This is a genomic window from Cupriavidus sp. H39 (assembly GCF_050271075.1).
In the GTDB taxonomy this organism is placed as follows: Bacteria; Pseudomonadota; Gammaproteobacteria; order Burkholderiales; family Burkholderiaceae; genus Cupriavidus; species Cupriavidus necator_B.
Genome location: NZ_CP189848.1, coordinates 1,437,088 through 1,457,405, shown reverse-complemented (window position 1 = coordinate 1,457,405; position 20,318 = coordinate 1,437,088). Strand labels below are relative to the sequence as shown.

19 protein-coding genes are annotated in these 20,318 nt (G+C 68.3%); 9 read left to right on the top strand and 10 right to left on the bottom strand.

What is annotated here, in order from left to right:
- The first annotated feature begins 11 nt into the window (after window positions 1–11).
- The 4 genes from ppk2 to ACOCMH_RS22195 all read left to right on the top strand — a co-directional run bounded on the left by ppk2 (window position 12) and on the right by ACOCMH_RS22195 (window position 5,626).
- On the top strand, window positions 12–1,121 hold the full coding sequence (gene ppk2, locus ACOCMH_RS22210; protein ID WP_427313029.1) for a polyphosphate kinase 2: 1,110 nt from the start codon (window positions 12–14) through the stop codon (window positions 1,119–1,121).
- Between the two features lie 87 nt (window positions 1,122–1,208).
- Window positions 1,209–1,643 (top strand): universal stress protein, encoded by a 435-nt coding sequence (locus tag ACOCMH_RS22205; RefSeq protein ID WP_427313028.1) that lies wholly within the window; start codon window positions 1,209–1,211, stop codon window positions 1,641–1,643.
- A 249-nt stretch (window positions 1,644–1,892) separates the two neighbouring features.
- Window positions 1,893–4,589, top strand: coding sequence for a DNA mismatch repair protein MutS (mutS, locus tag ACOCMH_RS22200; protein WP_427313341.1), 2,697 nt, complete (start codon window positions 1,893–1,895; stop codon window positions 4,587–4,589).
- Window positions 4,586–5,626: a hypothetical protein gene (locus ACOCMH_RS22195; RefSeq protein ID WP_427313027.1), complete on the top strand. Its 1,041-nt coding sequence runs from the start codon at window positions 4,586–4,588 to the stop codon at window positions 5,624–5,626. The genes mutS and ACOCMH_RS22195 overlap by 4 nt, the downstream gene beginning before the upstream one ends.
- Window positions 5,627–5,688: 62 nt before the next feature.
- Here the strand turns inward: ACOCMH_RS22195 and ACOCMH_RS22190 are convergent, their stop codons facing one another.
- Window positions 5,689–6,216, bottom strand: coding sequence for an FKBP-type peptidyl-prolyl cis-trans isomerase (locus ACOCMH_RS22190; RefSeq protein WP_025582242.1), 528 nt, complete (start codon window positions 6,214–6,216; stop codon window positions 5,689–5,691).
- An 11-nt stretch (window positions 6,217–6,227) separates the two neighbouring features.
- Between ACOCMH_RS22190 and ACOCMH_RS22185 the strand changes: the two genes are divergently transcribed.
- Window positions 6,228–7,433: a JmjC domain-containing protein gene (locus ACOCMH_RS22185; protein WP_427313026.1), complete on the top strand. Its 1,206-nt coding sequence runs from the start codon at window positions 6,228–6,230 to the stop codon at window positions 7,431–7,433.
- 198 nt (window positions 7,434–7,631) lie between these two features.
- Window positions 7,632–7,874: a hypothetical protein gene (locus ACOCMH_RS22180; RefSeq protein ID WP_427313025.1), complete on the top strand. Its 243-nt coding sequence runs from the start codon at window positions 7,632–7,634 to the stop codon at window positions 7,872–7,874.
- A 94-nt stretch (window positions 7,875–7,968) separates the two neighbouring features.
- Here ACOCMH_RS22180 and ACOCMH_RS22175 read toward each other — a convergent pair whose 3' ends face one another.
- The 7 genes from ACOCMH_RS22175 to ACOCMH_RS22145 form a co-directional block, all read right to left on the bottom strand.
- Window positions 7,969–8,757 carry an MBL fold metallo-hydrolase gene (locus ACOCMH_RS22175; RefSeq protein ID WP_427313024.1) on the bottom strand — a complete coding sequence of 263 codons (789 nt, stop codon included), beginning with the start codon at window positions 8,755–8,757 and terminating at the stop codon, window positions 7,969–7,971.
- Between the two features lie 67 nt (window positions 8,758–8,824).
- Window positions 8,825–10,060, bottom strand: coding sequence for an outer membrane protein assembly factor BamC (gene bamC, locus ACOCMH_RS22170; RefSeq protein ID WP_427313023.1), 1,236 nt, complete (start codon window positions 10,058–10,060; stop codon window positions 8,825–8,827).
- 49 nt (window positions 10,061–10,109) lie between these two features.
- Window positions 10,110–10,994 (bottom strand): 4-hydroxy-tetrahydrodipicolinate synthase, encoded by an 885-nt coding sequence (gene dapA / locus ACOCMH_RS22165; protein WP_171517313.1) that lies wholly within the window; start codon window positions 10,992–10,994, stop codon window positions 10,110–10,112.
- A gap of 137 nt (window positions 10,995–11,131) precedes the next feature.
- A complete protein-coding gene (locus tag ACOCMH_RS22160; RefSeq protein ID WP_427313022.1) occupies window positions 11,132–11,710 on the bottom strand; it encodes a class I SAM-dependent methyltransferase in 579 nt (192 codons plus the stop codon).
- Between the two features lie 10 nt (window positions 11,711–11,720).
- Window positions 11,721–12,386, bottom strand: a complete 666-nt coding sequence (locus ACOCMH_RS22155; protein WP_427313021.1) for a site-2 protease family protein — start codon at window positions 12,384–12,386, stop codon at window positions 11,721–11,723.
- Window positions 12,387–12,462: 76 nt separating this feature from the next.
- Window positions 12,463–13,086 (bottom strand): L-threonylcarbamoyladenylate synthase, encoded by a 624-nt coding sequence (locus ACOCMH_RS22150; RefSeq protein ID WP_427313020.1) that lies wholly within the window; start codon window positions 13,084–13,086, stop codon window positions 12,463–12,465.
- A 69-nt stretch (window positions 13,087–13,155) separates the two neighbouring features.
- The gene (locus ACOCMH_RS22145; RefSeq protein WP_427313019.1) at window positions 13,156–14,001 is read right to left on the bottom strand and encodes a 3',5'-nucleoside bisphosphate phosphatase; all 846 of its coding nucleotides are present in this window, start codon (window positions 13,999–14,001) and stop codon (window positions 13,156–13,158) included.
- A 168-nt stretch (window positions 14,002–14,169) separates the two neighbouring features.
- Here ACOCMH_RS22145 and ACOCMH_RS22140 point away from each other — a divergent pair, with 168 nt between their 5' ends.
- Entirely contained in the window at window positions 14,170–15,243 is a 1,074-nt protein-coding gene (locus tag ACOCMH_RS22140; protein ID WP_427313018.1) for an NAD(P)/FAD-dependent oxidoreductase, read from the top strand.
- Between the two features lie 19 nt (window positions 15,244–15,262).
- On the opposite strand, the gene ACOCMH_RS22135 is transcribed toward ACOCMH_RS22140, so the two are convergent.
- Window positions 15,263–16,162 carry an alpha/beta fold hydrolase gene (locus ACOCMH_RS22135; RefSeq protein ID WP_427313017.1) on the bottom strand — a complete coding sequence of 300 codons (900 nt, stop codon included), beginning with the start codon at window positions 16,160–16,162 and terminating at the stop codon, window positions 15,263–15,265.
- Window positions 16,163–16,313: 151 nt separating this feature from the next.
- On the opposite strand from ACOCMH_RS22135, the gene ACOCMH_RS22130 reads away from it, so the two are divergent.
- Window positions 16,314–18,044, top strand: a complete 1,731-nt coding sequence (locus ACOCMH_RS22130; RefSeq protein ID WP_427313016.1) for an acyl-CoA synthetase — start codon at window positions 16,314–16,316, stop codon at window positions 18,042–18,044.
- On the opposite strand, the gene ACOCMH_RS22125 is transcribed toward ACOCMH_RS22130, so the two are convergent.
- Window positions 18,041–18,940 (bottom strand): LysR family transcriptional regulator, encoded by a 900-nt coding sequence (locus ACOCMH_RS22125; protein WP_427313015.1) that lies wholly within the window; start codon window positions 18,938–18,940, stop codon window positions 18,041–18,043. The two genes, ACOCMH_RS22130 and ACOCMH_RS22125, sit on opposite strands and share 4 nt — an antisense overlap.
- Before the next feature lie 114 nt (window positions 18,941–19,054).
- On the opposite strand from ACOCMH_RS22125, the gene ACOCMH_RS22120 reads away from it, so the two are divergent.
- The gene (locus tag ACOCMH_RS22120) at window positions 19,055–20,278 is read left to right on the top strand and encodes a serine hydrolase domain-containing protein (RefSeq protein WP_427313014.1); all 1,224 of its coding nucleotides are present in this window, start codon (window positions 19,055–19,057) and stop codon (window positions 20,276–20,278) included.
- The last annotated feature ends 40 nt before the right edge of the window (window positions 20,279–20,318 follow it).

The window sequence follows — 20,318 nt, the reverse complement described above, 5'->3', positions numbered from 1 at the left end:
GAGGCGTGCAGATGACCGATCGCGACACGCCGCCGGCGCGTATTCCCACCGCAGCACGGCCCCGCGCCACCGCCAGGGGCGATGTGCTGCCCACCCGTTCGGCGCTGTCGGCCCAGCGCAATGAAGTCGACAGCGCCGTCGAAGCCGCGGTGCAACTGGCGGCAAGCGGCATGCAGGACATCCTGGCCAGCCGGGCCGGCGACGGCACCGGCATGCTTGGCGCCATCCGCACCCTGCTCGACGGCCTGGCGCCGGACGAGGCCGCGCAACTGCGCAGCCTGATCCTGGAGGGCGAACCGGCCGCCTGGCAGGCCGGCCGCCAGCGCCACCCGGACGATGCGCTGTCCGCCGGCTGGCGCGAAGGCGCATACCCGTACCAGAACCTGATGTCGCGGCGCAACTATGAAAAGCAGAAGTACCGCCTGCAGGTGGAACTGCTCAAGTTCCAGGCATGGGTGCGCGAGACCGGCGTGCGCGTGGTGATCCTGTTCGAGGGGCGCGACGCCGCTGGCAAGGGCGGCACCATCAAACGCTTCATGGAACACATGAACCCGCGCGGCGCCCGCGTGGTGGCACTGGAAAAGCCCACCGAAGCCGAACGCGGGCAGTGGTACTTCCAGCGCTACGTGCGGCACCTGCCGTCCGCGGGGGAGATCGTTCTGTTCGACCGCTCCTGGTACAACCGTGCCGGCGTGGAGCATGTGATGGGCTTCTGCTCGACGCGTGAATACCAGGACTTCCTGCAACAGGCGCCGGATTTCGAGCGGCACCTGGTGCGCAGCGGCATCCACCTGTTCAAGTTCTGGTTCTCGGTCAGCCAGAAGGAGCAGCGCCGGCGCTTCCGCGAGCGCGAGGTCCATCCGCTCAAGCAATGGAAGCTCAGCCCGGTCGACGTGGCCTCGCTCGACAAATGGGACGACTACACCCGCGCCAAGGAAGCGATGTTCGCGCATACCGATACCGCCGATGCGCCATGGACGGTGATCCGCTCGGATTGCAAGAAGCGCGCGCGGCTCAATGCGCTGCGCTACATCCTGTCGCGCTTTGCCTATGCCAACCGGGACACCACCGCCATCGGCCAACCGGATCCGCTGATCGTCGGGCGCGCGCTGGCCAACTGAGCGCCGCGCGGCGGCATGGGGCGGCCGCCACCTTCGTCGCGTTCACGCGCGCTTCGCCTACCACCATCTCAACCGCAACCGCATCCTATGTTCAAGCACATCCTGCTTCCCGTCGACGGCTCGGAGCTGTCGCACCGGGCCGTCTCGGCCGCCATCCAGTTCGCCCGCACCGCGGCGGCACGGCTCACGCCATACATGTGCGTGGAGAACTATCCGTACGTGCTGTCCAGCGACAGTTCGCATGAAAAGCGCGAGAGCTACCAGCAACGCGCGGAAGCCAACGCGCGCCGCGAACTCGCCAGGGTCGAGTCGGCGGCAGCGCTGGCCGGGGTGCCATGCACCGGCCACGTTTCCACGGCTTCGGCGCCGTACCAGGGCATCATCCATGCGGCCCGGGACCTGGGCTGCGATGTCATCTTCATGGCCTCGCATGGTCGCCGCGGACTCAGCGGGCTGCTGCTGGGCAGCGAAACGCAGAAAGTGCTGACCCATAGCGACATCCCGGTGCTGGTGTTCCGCTGAGCCGGGCGGGCGCAGCGGGCTTCGGCACATCGCCGGCCCTTCGGCTGCACTTCGGCGGCACTTCAGCGGCAGCACCGTGCTGTACCATATCGCCCATACTCGAGAACGCCCCTTCGTGCCGCGGCCCCAGGCCGCCGGAGCAGCGCCCGGCCCGCCCCCCGCGGGGGTGCTGTTCCGCGGCTCGCAAGGTGCGCTCGGCGCGGATCGGGCGGCACAACGCAGGCCCACCGCCAGACAGGCTAAATGGCAATGGGATTGCAGAAGAAAACCGACCCTGAACAGGCACAGGCAGACGCCGCAGGCAGCCGCCACACGCCCATGATGCAGCAGTATTTGCGCATCAAGGCTGACCACCCCGACACCCTGCTGTTTTACCGCATGGGTGACTTCTACGAACTCTTTCATGACGATGCCGAGAAGGCCGCGCGCCTGCTCGACATCACGCTGACCGCGCGCGGCGCCTCCAACGGCGTGCCGATCCGCATGGCCGGCATCCCCTTCCATTCGGCTGACCAGTACCTGGCGCGGCTGGTGAAGCTGGGCGAGTCGGTGGCGATCTGCGAGCAGATCGGCGACCCCGCCACCAGCAAGGGGCCGGTGGAACGCAAGGTGGTGCGCATCGTCACCCCCGGCACGCTGACCGACGCCGCGCTGCTGCCCGACAAGGCCGATACCTTCCTGATGGCCGTGCACCAGCAGACCACGCGCCGCGGCGTCAGCAAGACCGGCCTGGCGTGGCTGAACCTGGCCAGCGGCGAGCTGCGCCTGATGGAATGCGAAGCCGCGCTGCTGGGCCGCGAGCTGGAGCGCATCCGCCCGGCCGAACTGCTGTATGCAGATGGCATCGAACTCCCCGCGCTGTCGTGCGCGCGCACGCGGCTGCCGGAATGGCATTTCGACCAGGACGCCGGCACCCGCCGGCTGCGCGAGCAGCTTGGCGTGGCCAGCCTGGACCCGTTCGGCTGCGCCGGGCTGGGGGCGGCGCTGGGCGCTGCCGGCGCGCTGCTGAACTACGCCGCCACCACACAGGGCCAGTCGCTGCGCCATGTGCAGGGCGTGAAGGTCGAGCGCGAATCGGAGTACGTCGGACTGGATTCCGCCACGCGGCGCAACCTGGAACTGACCGAAACGCTGCGCGGCGGCGAGTCGCCGACGCTGTTCTCGTTGCTGGACACCTGCTGTACCGCCATGGGCAGCCGCGCGCTGCGCCACTGGCTGCACCATCCGCTGCGCGACCCGGCCCTGCCGCAGGCGCGCCAGCAGGCCATCGGCGTGCTGATCGACCAGGGCACCGACGCGCTGCGCGCGGCGCTGCGCCGGCTCGCCGACGTCGAACGCATCACCTCGCGGCTCGCGCTGCTCAACGCCCGCCCGCGTGACCTGTCTTCGCTGCGCGACACGCTGCGCGCGCTGCCGGACGTGCAGGCCTGCATCCGCGACGACCAGGGCAGCGTGCTGCTGAAGCAAACCGTCCAGGACCTGGCCGTGCCGCAGGACTGCCTGGACTTGCTGGTGCGCGCCGTGGCGGACGAACCGGCCACCGTGGTGCGCGACGGCGGCGTGATCGCGCGCGGCTTCGACGCCGAACTCGACGAACTGCGCGACATCTCGGAGAACTGCGGCCAGTTCCTGATCGACCTGGAAGCGCGCGAGCGCGCCCGCACCGGCATTGCCAACCTGCGCGTCGAATTCAACCGCGTGCACGGCTTCTATATCGAGGTCACCAACGGCCAGGCCGACAAGGTGCCCGACGACTACCGCCGTCGCCAGACCCTGAAGAACGCCGAGCGCTACATCACGCCCGAGCTGAAGGCGTTCGAGGACAAGGCGCTGTCGGCGCAGGACCGCGCGCTGGCGCGCGAGAAGCAGCTTTACGATGGCTTGCTGCAGGCGCTGCTGCCGCATATCGGCGAGTTGCAGTGCGTGGCCGGAGCGCTGGCGCGACTGGACGTGCTGGCGGCACTGGCCGAGCGCGCGCAGACGCTGGACTGGTCGGCGCCGGAGCGCGTTGCCGAGAACGTGGTCGATATCGTTCAGGGCCGGCACCCGGTGGTCGAAGGCCAGCTCGCGGCCGAGTCGGTCGCGTTCATCGCCAACGACTGCCAGCTCAACGAGGCGCGCAAGCTGTTGCTGATCACCGGCCCCAACATGGGCGGTAAATCGACCTTCATGCGCCAGACCGCGCTGATCGTGCTGCTGGCCTGCGTGGGCGCGTATGTGCCGGCGCGGCGGGCGGTGATCGGGCCGATCGACCGCATCTTCACCCGCATCGGCGCCGCCGATGACCTGGCGGGCGGGCGCTCGACCTTCATGGTCGAAATGACCGAGGCCGCCGGCATCCTGCACCACGCCACGCCGGCATCGCTGGTGCTGATGGACGAGATCGGGCGCGGCACCTCGACCTTCGACGGCCTGGCGCTGGCGTGGGCGATCGCGCGCCACCTGCTGTCGCACAACCGCAGCCATACCCTGTTCGCCACGCATTACTTTGAACTGACCCAGTTGCCGCAGGAGTTTCCGCAGGCGGCCAACGTGCACCTGTCGGCGGTCGAGCATGGCGACGGCATCGTGTTCCTGCATGCGGTGCAGGACGGCCCGGCCAGCCAGAGCTACGGCCTGCAGGTGGCGCAACTGGCCGGCGTGCCACAGCCGGTGATCCGCGCCGCGCGCAAGCACCTGGCCTGGCTGGAGCAGCAATCCGCCGACGCCACGCCCACGCCGCAGCTCGACCTGTTCACCGCGCCGCCGACGCCTGACGACGAGGCCTGGGACGATAGCGATGCCGGCACGGCCGCGGCCGCCGGCCCCGCCGCACTGGCGCCGGAGCAGGCTGCCGTGATCGATGCGCTGGCCGATCTGGATCCGGACACCCTGACGCCGCGCGCGGCGCTGGAGGCGCTGTACCGGCTCAAGGCGCTGGCGGGCGAGGCGGTCGATACGGCATGAACGCGCTGCGCCGTGCCCTGCCAACCCTGCTGCTGCCGTGGCTGTGCCTGACCGCCATGGCGGCTGCCGCGCCGCACGCGCTGGCGGCGCGGGCACCGGCCAAGCCCCAGGTGATACGTATCGCGCTGATCGCCGACCTGCCGCAATGGCCCGCGGCGGAGGCCAATATGACGACGCTGCTCGACCACTTCGCCGAGCGCAAGCTGAACCTGGTGATCCATGCCGGGGGCATCAAGGGCGATACGGAATCGTGCAGCGACGCCGTGCTCGGCAGCCGCCAGCAGTTGCTGAACCAGTCGCCGCTGCCGCTGATCTATGTGCCGGGCGAAACCGACTGGTCCGAGTGCCGGCTGCCGGTCAACGGCAGCTTCGACCCGGTCGAGCGGCTGAACCGGCTGCGCGAACTGTTCTTCCCGGAAGATGCCACGCTCGGACGGCAGGCGTGGCCGCTGGTGCGGCAATCGGACCAGGCGCTGTTCCGCAGCTTTCGCGAGAACATGCGCATGAGCATTGGCGACGTGCTGATCGTCGGCCTGAACGTGCCAGGCGATAACAACCACTATCGCGACGAAGGCGGCCGCAACAGCGAGTTCGAGGACCGGCGCGAAGCCAACCGGCAGTGGCTGGCACGGGCGTTCTCGGTGGCGCGCCAGCGCGACCTGAACGGCATCGTCGTGGTCGCCCACGCCGATCCGCATTTTGCCAACGGCTGGGAGAAGAAGGGACGGCCCACGCTGCTCGACGGTTTTATGCGCCATCACGCGCGCGATGGCTACCTGGAATTCAAGCGGCAGTTGCGCGACCTGAGCGCGCGCTTCAGCGGCCAGGTGCTGCTGGTGCATGCCACCGGAAGCGGGGCCGACAGCGGCTTCGGCATCGACAAGCCGTTGCGCGATGCAGCCGGCAAGGTGATGCAGAATTTCACGCGCGTGTCGCTGCCGGCCAGCACGATCACCCAATGGGCCGAGCTGGTGATCACGCCCGCCGCGGCGTCGCCGTTCGCGGTGGTACTGAAGGATGCCCCGGCACCGCAGTGATGCGCGCGCCAAAGCAAAGAAGCCGGCAACGGCCGGCTTCCTGAGGGTGGCACTGGGAGCGCTCAGTGCAGTGTGCGGGGCGTGTCGTCGTCCTCGTCTTCGTCCACCACTTCAACGCCCGAGGCGCCGTGGGCGTGACCATGCTCGACTTCCTCGGCGGTGGCTTCGCGCACTTCGGAAACCTTCAGCCAGAAGCGCAGCGCCATGCCGGCCAGCGGATGGTTGCCATCCAGCACGACCTTGTCCTCGGCCACGTCGGTCACGGTATAGATGACGGAGTCTTCTTCGTCGCCGTCCTCGGGCATGCCCTCGAACTGCATGCCGACTTCGAGCGGCTCGGGGAAGCGGTTGCGCGGCTCCACCTTCACCAGGTCGGCATCGTAGTCGCCGAACGCGTCTTCCGGCTCCAGCTGCAGTTGGGTCTCGAAGCCGGTGTCATGGCCGTCGAGCGCTTCCTCGATCTTGGGGAACGTGCCATCATAGCCGCCGTGCAAATAGACCATGGCTTCATCTGACTCCTCGATCAGATTGCCTTGCGCGTCCGACAGCTTGTACATCACGGACACCACCGTGTTCTTAGCGATTTTCAATTCTTGACTCCATGAACGATTCCGCATTATACGCGCAGGCCCTGCCCCCTGGCCCCGTCGATCCAGACACTCCGCTCGACCTGCTTGGTGGCATGACGCCTGCTGCATTCATGCGGGATATCTGGCATCGCAAGCCCTTGCTGATTCGACAGGCGGTGCCGGGAATTGTGCCGCCGGTGTCGCGCGATGCGCTTTTCGATCTCGCCGACCGCGACGATGTCGAATCGCGCCTGGTGACGCACTTCCGCAACCGCTGGAAGCTCGCGCATGGTCCATTTGCGCGCGAAAACCTGCCCGGCGTCAAGACCCGCCAGTGGACCCTGCTGGTGCAGGGCGTCAACCTGCACGATACCGCCGCGGCGGAACTGATGGGCCGCTTCCGTTTCGTCCCCGATGCCCGCCTTGACGATGTGATGATCAGTTACGCCACCGACGGCGGCGGTGTCGGCCCGCACTTCGATTCCTACGACGTGTTCCTGCTGCAAGTCTCGGGCCGGCGCCGCTGGCGCATTTCGTCACAGGCCGGCCTGGATCTGATCCCCGACATGCCGCTGAAGATTCTCGCCGACTTCAGCGCCGAGCAGGAATGGGTGCTGGAACCGGGCGACATGCTGTACCTGCCGCCGCAATATGCGCACGACGGTATTGCCGAGGGCGAATGCATGACCTGCTCGATCGGTTTCCGCGCGCCTGCCTATCGCGAATTGGCCGGCCACTTCCTGGCGTGGTTGTCGGAAACAGTGGAAGACAACCAAGATCTCGGCGGCCGTTATGCCGATGCCGGCGAGCGCGCCGTCACACGCCCCGCGCAATTGCCCGCCGGCATGGCCAAGGCGGTGGCGGAACGGCTCAAGGCACTGCAATGGAACAGCCAGATGGTGTCGGAATTCCTCGGCAGCCATCTGTCCGAACCCAAACCTGGCGTTGAATTTGCAGAGATTGCTGACCTGCCGTTGCGCCGTTATGCGACACTGGCGTCCCGGCATGGCGTGGTGCTGGCTCCGGCATCGATTGCGCTTTACGACCGGGCCAATTTCTTCCTGAATGGCGAAGCCTACGAGCCGCCGGCTGAATTGATGCCGTGGCTGAAGAAATTGGCCGATAATCGGCAGCTTAGTGCCCAGGAGGTTGAGACCTGTGCCGACCTGCCCGACCTGATGGAAACCTTCCACCACTGGACCCTGGAGGGATGGCTGCAATTGGGGCCACCGCTGTAATAATGCGTAACATTGCGAATCAGCAAATTTCGGCGCTACACAAGCCGGGAAAACGCGGATATAATCGTTGGCTGGCTAGTACTGTGGACCACTGCATATGTCGGCACCCGGGAGGGCCTAATTTTGCAGTTCAAGAGCGATAATTACCGGTAATTATTCATCGCCTGTTTTTCGTTATTACAAGTTAAAGGACGAACAATGAAGAAGTCTCTCCTGATCGCATCGCTGCTGGCCGCTGTTGCTCTCGCTGCTTGCGGCAAGAAGGAAGAAGCTGCCGCTCCGGCCGCTGACACGGCTGCTCCGGCTGCTACCGCTCCGGCTGCTGAAGCTTCGGCTCCGGCTGCAGAAGCCCCGGTTGCACCGGCTGCTGAAGCCTCGGCCCCGGCTGCTGAAGCCTCGGCCCCGGCTGCTGACGCTTCGGCTCCGGCCGCCAAGCAGTAATCGGTTTCTCACCGATAAAAAAACCGGCCTTCGGGCCGGTTTTTTTTTGGGCGCGCCACTCCACTGCGTGGTCCTGCCCAATTGCGCCAGCCCTTCAGGCGCGTACCGCCTGCCATGCCAGGCCTTCATCCTGGTCCGCCACCAGCACTTCGCTTGGGCTGGCGCCCAAGGCGGCCGCCAAGGCACCGGTGGCCAGTTCACGCGTATTGTTCTGCTTGCTCAAATGGGCCGCCACCACGCGGTTCAGCCCGGCATGGGCCACCTGCGCCAGGATGCTGGCCGCCACTTCATTGGCCAGGTGGCCAAAGTCGCCGCCGATGCGCCGCTTGAGCGAGGCCGGATAGACGGAATTGCGCAGCATCTCGCGGTCATGATTGCATTCCAGCACCAGTGCATCCACGCCCGCCAGGCGCGCGGTCACATAAGGCGTTTCCATGCCCGCATCGGTGAGCACGCCGAGTCGCGCGTGCCCGTCCGACAGCACGAACTGCACCGGCTCGCGCGCGTCGTGCGGCACCGTGTAGGGCAGCACCTGCAAGCCGCCAATGGCGAAGCCATGGTCGGCACAGCAAACCCGCACGTCGGCCTTATCGGCACCGCGCAGGTGCGAGGTAGCCAGCCAGGTGCCGTGGCTGGTATAGACCGCCAGGCGATGGCGCGCGGCAAACGCATAGGCCGAACCGACATGATCGCCGTGCTCATGCGTGACCAGCACCGCGTCGAGCTGGTCCGGCGAGACACCCAGGCGCTCCAGGCGCCGGGCCGTCTCGCGGATGCCGAAGCCGCAGTCCAGCAGCACGCGGGTAGTGGTGGTGTCTTCGCGGGATTCGATCAGCAGCGAGTTGCCCTCGCTGCCGCTGCCGAGGAAGGCGAAGCGCATCATGGCCGCGCCCTCCCCGCCAGGCACCGGCCAGGACGGCCGGCTGGCAAGCCAGCAATCATGCGCCGGCTCAGTGCAGTTGCTCGTCGAGCAGCGACAGGATGCGCTTGCCGACCTCGCCGTTCTCGGGCTGGCCGGCGTCGTTGAGCACCGTCACCAGCGTGCCGCTGCCCGTGCCCTTGAGCGAGACGCGGTACTTCTTGGCGGTCTTGGGATCGTCCGGCTTGGTGAACAGCTTGGAGAAGAAGCCGCGGTTGTCGACGGTGTTGCGTGGGTCGACATAGCGCACGAAATACAGCCCTTGCGCGCGATCGCGGTCTTCAACGGTAAAGTTCACGCGATCCAGCGACAGGCCCACCGAGCGCCAGGCGCGATCGAACGGCTCGGGCAACTGCAGCGCGGGGGCGCCGTTGACCTGCGCCAGGTACGACTTGTTCGGCGTAGCGGGGGCGGTGGCGGTGGCGTCGGCAGCGGTGCCGGCGGCTGCGGCAGCCCCGTCAGCGGCGGCGGCGTTGCCAGCCGGCGCCGGGTTCTTGGCCATGCGGTCGGCCTGCTCCTTCTGCACGCCCAGGCGCTGGGCCAGGCGCGACAGGAATTCGGCCTCCAGCTCGGGATCGGCCGGACGCGGGGTCCACACCGTGCTCGACTTGTCGATGCCGGTCAGCTGTTCCTGCGCACCGCGGTGGCTGATGAAGACTTCCAGCGTGCCGTTCTGCGCGCGCTCGACGCGGGTGCGGAACTTGTCGCGCTCCGAGGTCGAGTACAGGCCATCGAACACCTTGCCGATGGTATTGCGGATGATGTCCTGCGGGATCTTGGCGCGGTTCTCGGCCCAGTCGGTTTCCATGATGCCGGTTTCGGGCGAGTCCTGCACCAGCAGGAAACCGCTTTCCTGCCAGAAGCCGCGCAGCTGCTGCCACAGCTGGTCGCCGCGCATGCCGTTGCTGATCACCAGCCAGCGCTGGTTGCCGTCGCGCTCCATGCGGATGCCCTGCGCCGAGGGCAGCACGTTCTCGGTCGGCGATTGCTCGCGCACCTTGGTGGCCTGGCTGTAGGTCGACAGCGTCGAGGTGCCGTTCGCATCGGGCACCGAATAACGGCGGTCGCCTTCCAGCTTGGTCAGGTCGGGCGGCACGTCCAGCGTGGGCGTGCGCTTCGAGGCCGACGACTTGTAGTCGATCTTGTCGGGCTGCATGGCCTCGTTGATGCTGCTGCAGCCGGTCATCACACCGACGGCGAGTACGGGCACAACCAGGGCGGCGCGGCGGACTTGCGTCGTGCCGCGGCGGTTAAGCTTCAGTTTCATTGACACGCAATCCTAGTAGATAAGGCGGACAGCAGGACGCCGCGAAAAATCAGGCCAGCAGGCCGGCGGCGGCCAGTGCCTTGCGTACGTAGTCGTGGTTGCCCTCGGACAGCGGGGTCAGCGGCAGGCGGATACCGCCTGCCATCTTGCCCATCTGCTGGAGCGCCCACTTGACCGGGATCGGATTGGCTTCGATGAACATGGCCTGGTTCAGCCCGATCATTTCCATGTGCAGGCGGCGCGCGGTGACGACGTCGCCCTTCAGTGCCGCCGCGCACATTTCATGCATCTTGCGCGGCGCCACGTTCGCGGTCACCGAGATATTGCCGTGACCGCCCAGCAGGATCAGCGCCACCGCCGTGGGATCGTCGCCGCTGTAGATGGCGAAGCCTTCCGGCGCGCCCTTGATCAGCTGCGCGGCACGGTCGATGTTGCCAGTCGCTTCCTTGACGCCGACGATGCCCGGCACCTGCGCCAGGCGCAGGATGGTCTCGTTGTTCATGTCCGCGACCGTGCGGCCGGGGACGTTGTACAGCAGCACCGGCAGGTCCACCGCCTCGGCGATGGTGCGGAAATGCCGGTACATGCCTTCCTGGGTCGGCTTGTTGTAGTACGGCACGACCTGCAGCGAGGCATCGGCGCCCACCTTCTTGGCGAAGGCGGTGAGCTCAATGGCTTCCTTGGTGGAATTGCCGCCGGTCCCGGCGATGATCGGAATGCGCTTGCCGGCCTGTTCGACGGCAACGCGGATCAGTTCGCAGTGCTCCTCGACGGTCACCGTCGGCGACTCGCCGGTGGTGCCTACGATCACGATGGCGTCGGTGCCTTCGGCAACGTGCCAGTCGACCAGTGCGCGCAGGGCCGGGAAGTCCAGGCTGCCGTCCTCCTGCATCGGGGTCACGATGGCGACGATGCTGCCGGTAATCTGTGTCATAACGTTAGGGAATTCGGGATGCGAATAACGGGATTGTACCGGAACCGCCGGCCGCTTCGACCGCTGCCCGGACAGGGGTTGATACCAACTGTTTCAACGCGTGCGGCGCCGTTCGCGCCGACAGCGCGGCGCACCGCTCAGGGATCGAGCCGGTAGCGTGGCGGCGCAGCCGCCCCGGCAGCCGCCGCCGCCTCCCGCACCGCACATAGCCGCTGCACGAAGGCTGTTTTCGGCACTTCCACCACGCCGTCTTCATATGCAACCACCCGCAGCCCCTGTTCGCGCGCCACCTCGAGCAACTCGCCCGGGCGCAGCAGGAAATCCGGCCGCGACGGCTTGCCGACGGTCTCGTTGCCGGCGGCGAAGGTTTCATAGATCCAGCAACCGCCCGGCGCCAGCGCGGCCGCCAGGTGCGGCCATAGCGGCCGGTGCAGGTAGTTGGTGACGACGATGGCGTCGAACGGCGCCTCGGCGGCCAGCGGCCAGGCGCCCTGTTCCAGGTCGGCCACGCGCCCGGCCACGCCGGCGGGCAGGCCGGCAACCGCGTCGGCATCCCGGTCGACCGCCAGCACCTGGTGGCCGCGCGCGGCCAGCCAGGCGGCATGGCGGCCGCCGCCGCAGGCCAGGTCCAGCACCCGGGCGCCCGGGCGCAGCAGGTGGGCCCAGCGCGTGACCCACGCGGAGGGGGCGGCAATGCCGGCGTGCGACAGCGTCATGGCAGCCCCGTCAATTGAGCAACAGCACGATCGGGCGCAGCAGCAGCTCGATCAGGGACATCAGCACATTGACCACCGGCGTCATCCAGATCGTGGTGATCACCCCCGCGGCGACCAGCGCCAGCACCACGAAAATGCCGTAGGGCTCGACGCGGGATACCGCGCGCGCAATGCCCTGCGGCAGCAGCGCGGTCAGCACGCGGCCGCCATCGAGCGGCGGCACCGGGAACAGGTTGAAGGCGGCCACCACCAGGTTGACGCGCACGCCGGCCAGCGCCATCTCGCCGAAAAACGGCTCGCGCACGCCGCCCCAGGTCAGGCCGATCGCCAGCAGCACCCAGACGAAGGCCTGCACCACATTGCTGGCGGGGCCGGCCAGCGCCACCCACATGCCGTGCCAGCGCGGGTTGCGCAGGCGCTCGAACACCACCGGCACCGGCTTGGCGTAGCCGAACACGAACTGGCCGCTGGTCATGATGTACAGCAGCAGCGGCACGGCGATGGTGCCGATCGGGTCGATATGGCGGATCGGGTTCAGGCTGACGCGCCCGAGTGCATAGGCGGTGTTGTCGCCGAACACCTTGGCCACGTAGCCGTGCGAGGCCTCGTGCAGCGTGATGGCGAACAGCACCGGCAGGGCATAGACCGCGAAGGTCTGGATAAGGGAGGAATCCATGAGCGCTATTGTAGCGGCCCGCCGGCGCCCGGGCGCACGCTGATGCACCCGACTGAAAGCGCGGCGGCGCTGCGTGTCAGAGGCCGAAGCGAGCGATGTCGCCGCGGCCCGCGCGGACCAGTTCGGGCTCGCCGCCAGTCAGGTCCATTACCGTGGTCGGCTGCGCCGGCGCCGGGCCGCCGTCCACCACCAGGTCGACCTGCTTTTCCAGCCGCGCGCGGATTTGCGCCGGGTCGTTGAGCGGTTCCTCGTCGCCCGGCAGCTGCAGCGTCGCCGAGATCAGCGGCTCGCCGGTCTCGCCCAGCAACGCCAGCGGGATGGCATGCTCGGGCACGCGCACGCCGATGGTCTTGCGCGCCGGATGCGACAGCCGCCGCGGCACTTCCTTGGTCGCTTCCAGGATGAACACGTACGGGCCCGGCGTGGCGCCCTTGAGCCAGCGGTACTGCCGGTTGTCGACGCGGGCAAAGTTGCCGAGTTCGGACAGGTCGCGGCACATCAGCGTCAGGTGGTGGCGGTCGTCGATGCCGCGCAGCCGGCGCAGGCGCTCGACCGCGGCCTTGTCGTCGAGCCGGCACGCCAGCGCATAGCTGGAGTCGGTCGGCAGCGCGATCAGCCCGCCTTTCTGCAGGATCTGGGCCGCCTGCTTGACCAGGCGCGACTGCGGGTTGAGCGGATGGATCTCAAAGTACTGGGACATGGGCCAGGGAGCGGAGTCGGATGGAACGGAGCGGCATCCGGGGTCTGGCCCCGGCCAGGCGGGGCGCGCCTACCAGTCGTGCCAGACCGGTGTGACCGTGGGCGGCAGCGGCGGCAGCTTGCCGAGCTCAACCCGGCCCTCGCCGGGGCCGTGGAAGTCAGTGCCGCGCGAAGCCATCAGCCCGTAGTGCCGCGCCACCTCGGCGTAGCGGCGGTACTGGTCGGGCGTATGGCTGCCGGTCACCACCTCGACCGCGCCGCCGCCCAGCGCCGTGAATTCATCGAACAGCGCGTCGTGCTGGGTGTCGGTGTAGTGGTAGCGGCCCGGGTGCGCCATCACCGCGATGCCGCCGGCCGCGCGGATCCAGCGCACCGCTTCGCCCAGGCTGGCCCAGCGGTGCCCGACATAGCCGGGGCGGCCCTCCGACAGGTATTCGCTGAAGACATCGCCGATGGTGGCGCAATAGCCCTGGTCGACCAGCCAGCGCGCGAAATGCGTGCGCGAGATCAGGTCCGGATTGCCCACGTACTGCAGGGCGCCTTCATAAGCCCCGGCGATGCCCACCTTGGCCAGCGCGTCCGCGATGTCGCGCGCGCGCCGCGCCCGGCCCGAGCGGGTCTCGGTCAGGCCATCGATCAGTTCCGGACAGAACGGGTCGATCTGCAGGCCGACGATATGCACGGTCTGCCCCGCCCATGTCACCGAGATCTCGACGCCCGGCACATAGCGCATGCCGAATTCTTCGGCGGCGGCGCGTGCCTCGGCCTGCCCGCCGAGCTCGTCGTGGTCGGTCAGCGCCCAGAACGCAACCCCCGCGTCGCGGGCGATCTGCGCCACGGCGCGCGGCGCGAGCGTGCCGTCGGAAACGGTGGAATGGCAATGCAGGTCGGCATTGATGGCGTGGGCGTTTTGCATGGGGGCATTCTACTCCCGTCGCCCCTGGCCTGCGTGGCGCCGGCGCAGCCGGCTGCCCGCGCAAAGCCATGCCGGCAACGCTGGCGTCGGCGGAAAGCCGGTGGGTGCGGGGTATAGTCGGGCTTTGCATCGTTGATTCGCGGGCACATGGCGTGCCTGCCATGCCCCATGCCCACCGCTACCCCTGCTGCCGCCCCCGTCACCGCCACCGACGTCCTGATCGTGGGTGCCGGCCCGGTCGGCCTGTTCGCTGCCTTCCAGGCCGGCGTGCTAGGCCTGAAATGTGAGCTGATCGATGTGCTCGACCGCGCCGGCGGCCAGTGCACCGAGCTCTATCCCGAGAAGCCGATCTACGACATTCCCGCCGTGCCGGGATGCCTGGCGCAGGAGCTGGTGGACCGGCTGCTGGAGCAATGCGCCCCCTTCGACTTTCCGATGCACTTTGGCCAGCGTGCCGAAAGCGTAGCGGAAATCCCGGCGCCGGAAGGCCATGCGGGCCACGAACGCCTGCTGGTGACGACCGACGGCGGCAAGCGCTTCGAGGTCGCCGCGGTGCTGGTCTGCGCCGGCGCGGGCGCGTTCGCGCCGCAGCGCGTATCGCTGCCGCAGGCCCCGGCGCTGGAAGGCCGCCACGTACACTACGCGGTGCGTGACGTGTCGCATTTCGCGGGCAAGCGCGTGATCGTCGCCGGCGGCGGCGACTCGGCACTGGACTGGGCGCTGGCGCTGCGCAAGGTCGCCGCGCGCGTCACGCTGCTGCATCGTCGCGAAGGCTTCCGTGCCGCGGACGGCAGCGTGGCGGAGATGCGTCGCGCGGTGGCCGCGGGCGAAATGGACTTCGTGGTGGGCATGCTGGGCGCACTCCATACCGATGGCGAGGACGGCGCGCTCAGCGAAGTCGAAGTGCGTACCCGCGACGGCAGCACCGTGCTGCCGGCCGAGGACCTGGTAGCCCTGTACGGCCTGGTGTCAGAGCCCGGCCCGATTGCGCAATGGGACCTGGACCTGCGCGCCGGCCGCATCCTGGTCGACACCACCACCTACGAAAGCTCGCGCCGCGGCATCTTTGCCGCGGGCGATATCGCGTTCTACCCCAACAAGCAGAAGCTGATCCTGTCAGGCTTCCACGAGGCCGCGCTGGCGCTACGCAAGGCCTACCACTACGCCTTCCCGGAAAAGGCGCTGGTGCACGTGCACACCAGCAACAACGCCGCGCTGAAGGAAAAGCTCACGCACGCCTGAGCGTCGGCGCGCGCCGGTCTCACATCGGGCCGCAGAACGATTCCACCAGCTCCGCCACGGCGGCGGGCTGGTCGTGGTGCAGCATGTGGCCGGCATCGTCCACCACCGCCTCGCGGAAGTCGCGGAACGCACCAAAGCGCTGCTTGAATTCGTCGATGGCCTGCTTGTGGGCGATATGGCGCAGCGTCTCCGAGTCGCGCGCTTCCACATGCAATACCGGGGCGGTGACCTGCTCCCAGATTGCCATCACTTCATCGAGCCGGTACAGCATCGGGTTGACCAGCTTGTGCGCGGGGTCGCCCAGGATTTCCCAGCGGCCCTGGGCGTTGCGGCGCGACCAGTGTTCGGCCAGGAATGCGGCGCGGTCGTCGGGCAAGCGCGGGTTGGTCTTCTGCAGCCGCGCGGCAACGCCGTCGAGGCTGTCATAGGTCTTCAGTTCGGCGCCCGCGCGCAGCTCGTCGAGCCAGCGCGCATAGCGCCTTGGCGCATGCTCCGGCCGTGTCGCGGTCATGCCGAAGCCCTCCAGGTCCACCACGCGGCGCACGCGCTGCGGGCGGATGCCGGCATACAGGCAGATCACGTTGGCGCCCATGCTGTGGCCTACCAGGTCGACCTCGCCCTCAGGCTGGTAGTGGTCGAGCAAGGCCTCCAGGTCGGCGACATAGTCGGCAAACCAGTACGACTGCGTGCCCGGGTAGCGCGTGGGCCAATCAGTCTCGCCAAAGCCGCGCCAGTCGGGTGCAATCACGTGCCAGTCGCCGCGCAGGTGGTCGACCAGGAACTGGAACGATGCCGCCACGTCCATCCACCCATGCAGCATGAACAGCTTGCGCGCGCCGGGCGTGCCCCAATGGCGCACGTGGTAGCGCAGCCCGCGCACCGTGATAAATTCAGACCGCGAGGTTTCCTTGATTGTCATTGTCTCCACCCTTGCGCCGGGTCTTCCCCGCCGCGGGGGCTGGCGAGGGAAGCCACGACAAAATAGAACGATCGTTCGCTTGCGGGCATTATAGCGGCCAGCGTCGCTGGCGGCTGGCAGCATGCACCAGGCGGACCTACCGGAGACCTTGATGGCCGCAGCTGCCTTGCCGGCAAGCCGGCGCGACGACTACCGCGCCCTGCACGAATCGTTCCGCTGGGACATCCCGCCGCAATTCAACATTGCCGAAGCCTGCTGCGGCCGCTGGGCCCGCGACCCGGCCACCATGGACCGCATCGCGGTCTATGCCGAGCACGAGGACGGCCGCCGCAACGCGCATACCTTTGCCTATATCCAGGCCGAGGCCAACCGGCTGTCGGCGGCGCTGCGCGCGCTGGGCGTGGCGCGCGGCGACCGTGTCGCGATCGTGATGCCGCAGCGGATCGAGACCGTGATCGCGCATATGGCGATCTACCAGCTGGGCGCGATCGCGATGCCGCTGTCGATGCTGTTCGGGCCGGAGGCGCTGGCCTACCGCATCGCGCACAGCGAAGCCGGCGTGGCCATCGCCGACGAGACGTCGATCGACAACCTGCTGGCCGCGCGGCCGGAATGCCCGACGCTGGCCACCGTGATCGCCGCCGGCGATGCCCATGGCCGCGGCGACCACGACTGGGACGTGCTGCTCGCCGCGCAGCTGCCAACTTTTGTCGCCGAGCAGACTAAGGCCGACGAGGCCGCGGTGCTGATCTACACCAGCGGCACCACCGGCCCGCCCAAGGGCGCGCTGATCCCGCACCGCGCGCTGATCGGCAACCTCACCGGCTTCGTCTGCTCGCAGAACTGGTATCCGCAGGATAACGACGTGTTCTGGAGCCCGGCCGACTGGGCCTGGACCGGCGGCCTCTGGGACGCGCTGATGCCGGCGCTGTATTTCGGCAAGCCGATCGTCGGCTACCAGGGCCGCTTCTCCGCCGAGCGCGCCTTCGAACTGCTGCAGCGCTATGCCGTCACCAACACCTTCCTGTTCCCGACCGCGCTAAAGCAGATGATGAAGGCCTGCCCCGAGCCGCGCCGGCGCTACGACATCCGCCTGCGCGCGCTGATGAGCGCCGGCGAGGCCGTGGGCGAGACCGTGTTTGGCTGGTGCCGCGATGCGCTGGGCGTGCTCGTCAACGAGATGTTCGGCCAGACCGAGATCAACTACATCGTCGGCAACTGCACCGCGCAGAACGACGACGCGCGCCTGGGCTGGCCAGCGCGGCCGGGCTCGATGGGACGTCCCTACCCCGGCCACCGCGTGCAGGTGATCGACGATGAAGGCCGCCCCTGCCCGCCCGGCGAGGACGGCGAAGTGGCGGTGTGCGCCACCGACAGCGCCGGGCATCCGGACCCGGTGTTCTTCCTCGGCTACTGGAAGAACGAAGCCGCTACCGCGGCCAAGTACACCGAGCGCGACGGGCTGCGCTGGTGCCGCACCGGCGACCTGGCGCGCGTCGATGCCGACGGCTACCTGTGGTACCAGGGGCGTGCCGACGATGTGTTCAAGTCGTCGGGCTACCGCATCGGGCCGAGCGAGATCGAAAACTGCCTGCTCAAGCATCCCGCGGTGTCCAACTGTGCCGTGGTGCCGTCGCCCGACCCGGAGCGGGGCGCGGTGGTCAAGGCCTTCGTGGTGCTGACGCCGGCGGTGGCGCGCTCCTTCGACGGCGACGCGGCGCTGGTCGCGGAACTGCAGGCCCATGTGCGCGGCCAGCTGGCGCCGTACGAATACCCGAAGGCGATCGAATTCATCGACCAGTTGCCGATGACGACCACGGGCAAGATCCAGCGGCGGGTATTGCGGCTGCTGGAGGAGGAACGCGCCGCCGGGCGCGCCTAGCCCGGGCCCTCGGCCGGAAAGACGCGCGCGCTCAGGAAATCGACCAGCGCCCGCACTTTGGGCGAGGGATGCCGGCTCGCCGGCCACAGCACATGGAAGGCCTTGGCCGGTCCCACATGATCGGGCAGGAGCTGGCACAGGCTGCCAGCGGCCAGCTGCTCGCGGATGGCGAAGTCCGGCAGGCAGGCAATGCCCAGCCCACGCAGCGCAAAGCACAGGCGCGTCTCGATGTTGTTGCAGATCATCGAGATCGGCAACGCGGGCTCGGGCTCACCGGGCGCGCGCCGCAGCGGCCATGCCTCGAGCTTGCCGGTATGGGGAAAGCGGTAATGCAGGCAAGCATGGCCCGCCAGGTCGGCCGGCACCTTGGGCGTGCCACGCTGCGCCAGATAGGCGGGCGAGGCCACCAGCATCGCCTGGAACGCGCCGAGCCGGCGCGCCGAGAGGCGCGAATCGGCGGGCTCGCCGGTGCGGACGACGGCATCGAAACCCTCCTCGATGACATCGACCAGCTGGTCCGTGAAGTCCAGGTCGAGCTCGATGTCCGGATACGCGCGCATGAAATCGGCCAGCACGGGCAACACCAGCGAGCTGACCAGCGGCAGGCTGACCCGCAGCCGGCCGCGCGGCGCCGCGGTGGCTTCGGCCAGCTCCAGCTCCGCCGCTTCGATCTCGGCCAGCACCCGGCGGCTGCGCGCCAGGAACAACGCGCCTTCGGCCGTCAGCGTGACGCTGCGCGTGCTGCGGTGGAACAGCCGCACGCCGAGCCTCTGTTCCAGCCGCGCCACGCTCTTGCCGATGGCCGAGGCCGACACCCCCAGCATGCGTCCGGCCGCGACAAAACTGCGGGTTTCGGCGACCTGCACAAACACCGCGAAGCCACTGAGGCTATCCATGATGCTCCCGATTGCGGACATAAAGTTCCGGAGAAAAAGGAACTGTAGCCCACTTTTTCTTTAATCGCGGGATCCTTATCGTGGGCAGGTCACTCATCGAACAAGGAACCTGCCGTGTCTCTTCCCGCGGTCGCCCCGTGCCGGGGTCTTTCCCCTGCTTCCGCAACGTCCCTCAATGCGCGCATCGAAGCCGTGGTCCACCAGGCGCTGGCGCAGCAGCGGCTGGTCGGCGTGGTGGTACTGGCCAGCCGCGACGGCGAACTGGTGCACCAGCAGGCCGCAGGCCAGGCCGATCGGGAAAGCGGGCAGCCGATGACAGTCGACGCCATCTTCCGCCTGGCTTCCGTCAGCAAGCCAATCGTTTCGGTGGCCGCGCTGGTGCTGGTGGCACATGGCCGCCTCGACCTGGACCAGGACATCGAGCGCTGGCTGCCCGAGTTCCGCCCGCGCCTGGCCGATGGCCGGCCGGCACGGATCACGGCGCGGCAACTGCTCAGCCATACCGCCGGCTTCGGCTATCGCTTCTTCGAGGCTGGCGCGGACGGGCCCTATGCCCGCGCCGGCGTCTCCGACGGCATGGACGACGCCCCCATCAGCCTGGCCGAGAACCTGCGGCGCATCGCCAGCGTACCGTTGCTGTACGAACCGGGCACGGCATGGGGCTACTCGCTTGCCACCGACGTGCTGGGCGCGCTGATCGAGCGCATCCATGGCACCTCGCTGGACCTCGCCGTGCGCCAACTGGTCACCGGCCCGCTCGGCATGGCCGACACCGGCTTCACGGCGCGCGCTGCGCACCGCGTGCCGACCCCATACGTGAATGGCGGCCCCCGCCCGCGCCGCTTGCGCGAAGGCGAAACCGTACCCGTGATCGAAGGCACCGCCGGCATTCGCTACAGCCTTGCCCGCATCTTCAACGACCAGGCCTTCCCTTCCGGCGGAGCCGGCATGGCGGGCACGGCGCCAGACTTCCTGCGCCTGCTGGAGACCCTGCGCCAGGGCGGCGGCGCGTTGCTGCCCGCAGCGCTGGTTGCCGACATGGGACGCGACCAGACCGGCGGCCTGGACCTGCCCGATGCGCCCGGCACCGGTTTCGGGCTGGGCTTCTCGGTGCTGCGCGACCCGCGCCGGGCGGGTTCGCCGGAATCCGCCGGGACCTGGCGCTGGGGCGGCGCGTACGGCCACGCCTGGTTCGTGGACCGCAGCCAGGGACTGAGCGTGGTCGCGTTCACCAACACCTTGTATGAGGGCATGTCCGGCCGCTTTGTCACCGACCTGCGCGACGCGGTCTATGGGGTGGCCCCGGCGGCCGCGCAGCCATGCAAACGCAGCGCATAGTCCCGCTCCACCCTGCCCGCTACCCGTTCTTCCTGCTCAA

Coding starts and splice junctions, on each gene's coding strand:
- mutS (WP_427313341.1), top strand. CDS start 1,893: ATGGGATTGCAGAAGAAAACCGACCCTGAACAGGCACAGGCAGACGCC.
- ACOCMH_RS22135 (WP_427313017.1), bottom strand. CDS start 16,162: ATGACAATCAAGGAAACCTCGCGGTCTGAATTTATCACGGTGCGCGGG.
- ACOCMH_RS22130 (WP_427313016.1), top strand. CDS start 16,314: ATGGCCGCAGCTGCCTTGCCGGCAAGCCGGCGCGACGACTACCGCGCC.
- ACOCMH_RS22125 (WP_427313015.1), bottom strand. CDS start 18,940: ATGGATAGCCTCAGTGGCTTCGCGGTGTTTGTGCAGGTCGCCGAAACC.
- bamC (WP_427313023.1), bottom strand. CDS start 10,060: ATGAAACTGAAGCTTAACCGCCGCGGCACGACGCAAGTCCGCCGCGCC.
- ACOCMH_RS22150 (WP_427313020.1), bottom strand. CDS start 13,086: ATGTCCCAGTACTTTGAGATCCATCCGCTCAACCCGCAGTCGCGCCTG.
- ACOCMH_RS22185 (WP_427313026.1), top strand. CDS start 6,228: ATGAACGATTCCGCATTATACGCGCAGGCCCTGCCCCCTGGCCCCGTC.
- ppk2 (WP_427313029.1), top strand. CDS start 12: ATGACCGATCGCGACACGCCGCCGGCGCGTATTCCCACCGCAGCACGG.
- ACOCMH_RS22180 (WP_427313025.1), top strand. CDS start 7,632: ATGAAGAAGTCTCTCCTGATCGCATCGCTGCTGGCCGCTGTTGCTCTC.
- ACOCMH_RS22155 (WP_427313021.1), bottom strand. CDS start 12,386: ATGGATTCCTCCCTTATCCAGACCTTCGCGGTCTATGCCCTGCCGGTG.
- ACOCMH_RS22175 (WP_427313024.1), bottom strand. CDS start 8,757: ATGATGCGCTTCGCCTTCCTCGGCAGCGGCAGCGAGGGCAACTCGCTG.
- ACOCMH_RS22195 (WP_427313027.1), top strand. CDS start 4,586: ATGAACGCGCTGCGCCGTGCCCTGCCAACCCTGCTGCTGCCGTGGCTG.
- ACOCMH_RS22205 (WP_427313028.1), top strand. CDS start 1,209: ATGTTCAAGCACATCCTGCTTCCCGTCGACGGCTCGGAGCTGTCGCAC.
- ACOCMH_RS22160 (WP_427313022.1), bottom strand. CDS start 11,710: ATGACGCTGTCGCACGCCGGCATTGCCGCCCCCTCCGCGTGGGTCACG.
- ACOCMH_RS22145 (WP_427313019.1), bottom strand. CDS start 14,001: ATGCAAAACGCCCACGCCATCAATGCCGACCTGCATTGCCATTCCACC.
- dapA (WP_171517313.1), bottom strand. CDS start 10,994: ATGACACAGATTACCGGCAGCATCGTCGCCATCGTGACCCCGATGCAG.
- ACOCMH_RS22140 (WP_427313018.1), top strand. CDS start 14,170: ATGCCCACCGCTACCCCTGCTGCCGCCCCCGTCACCGCCACCGACGTC.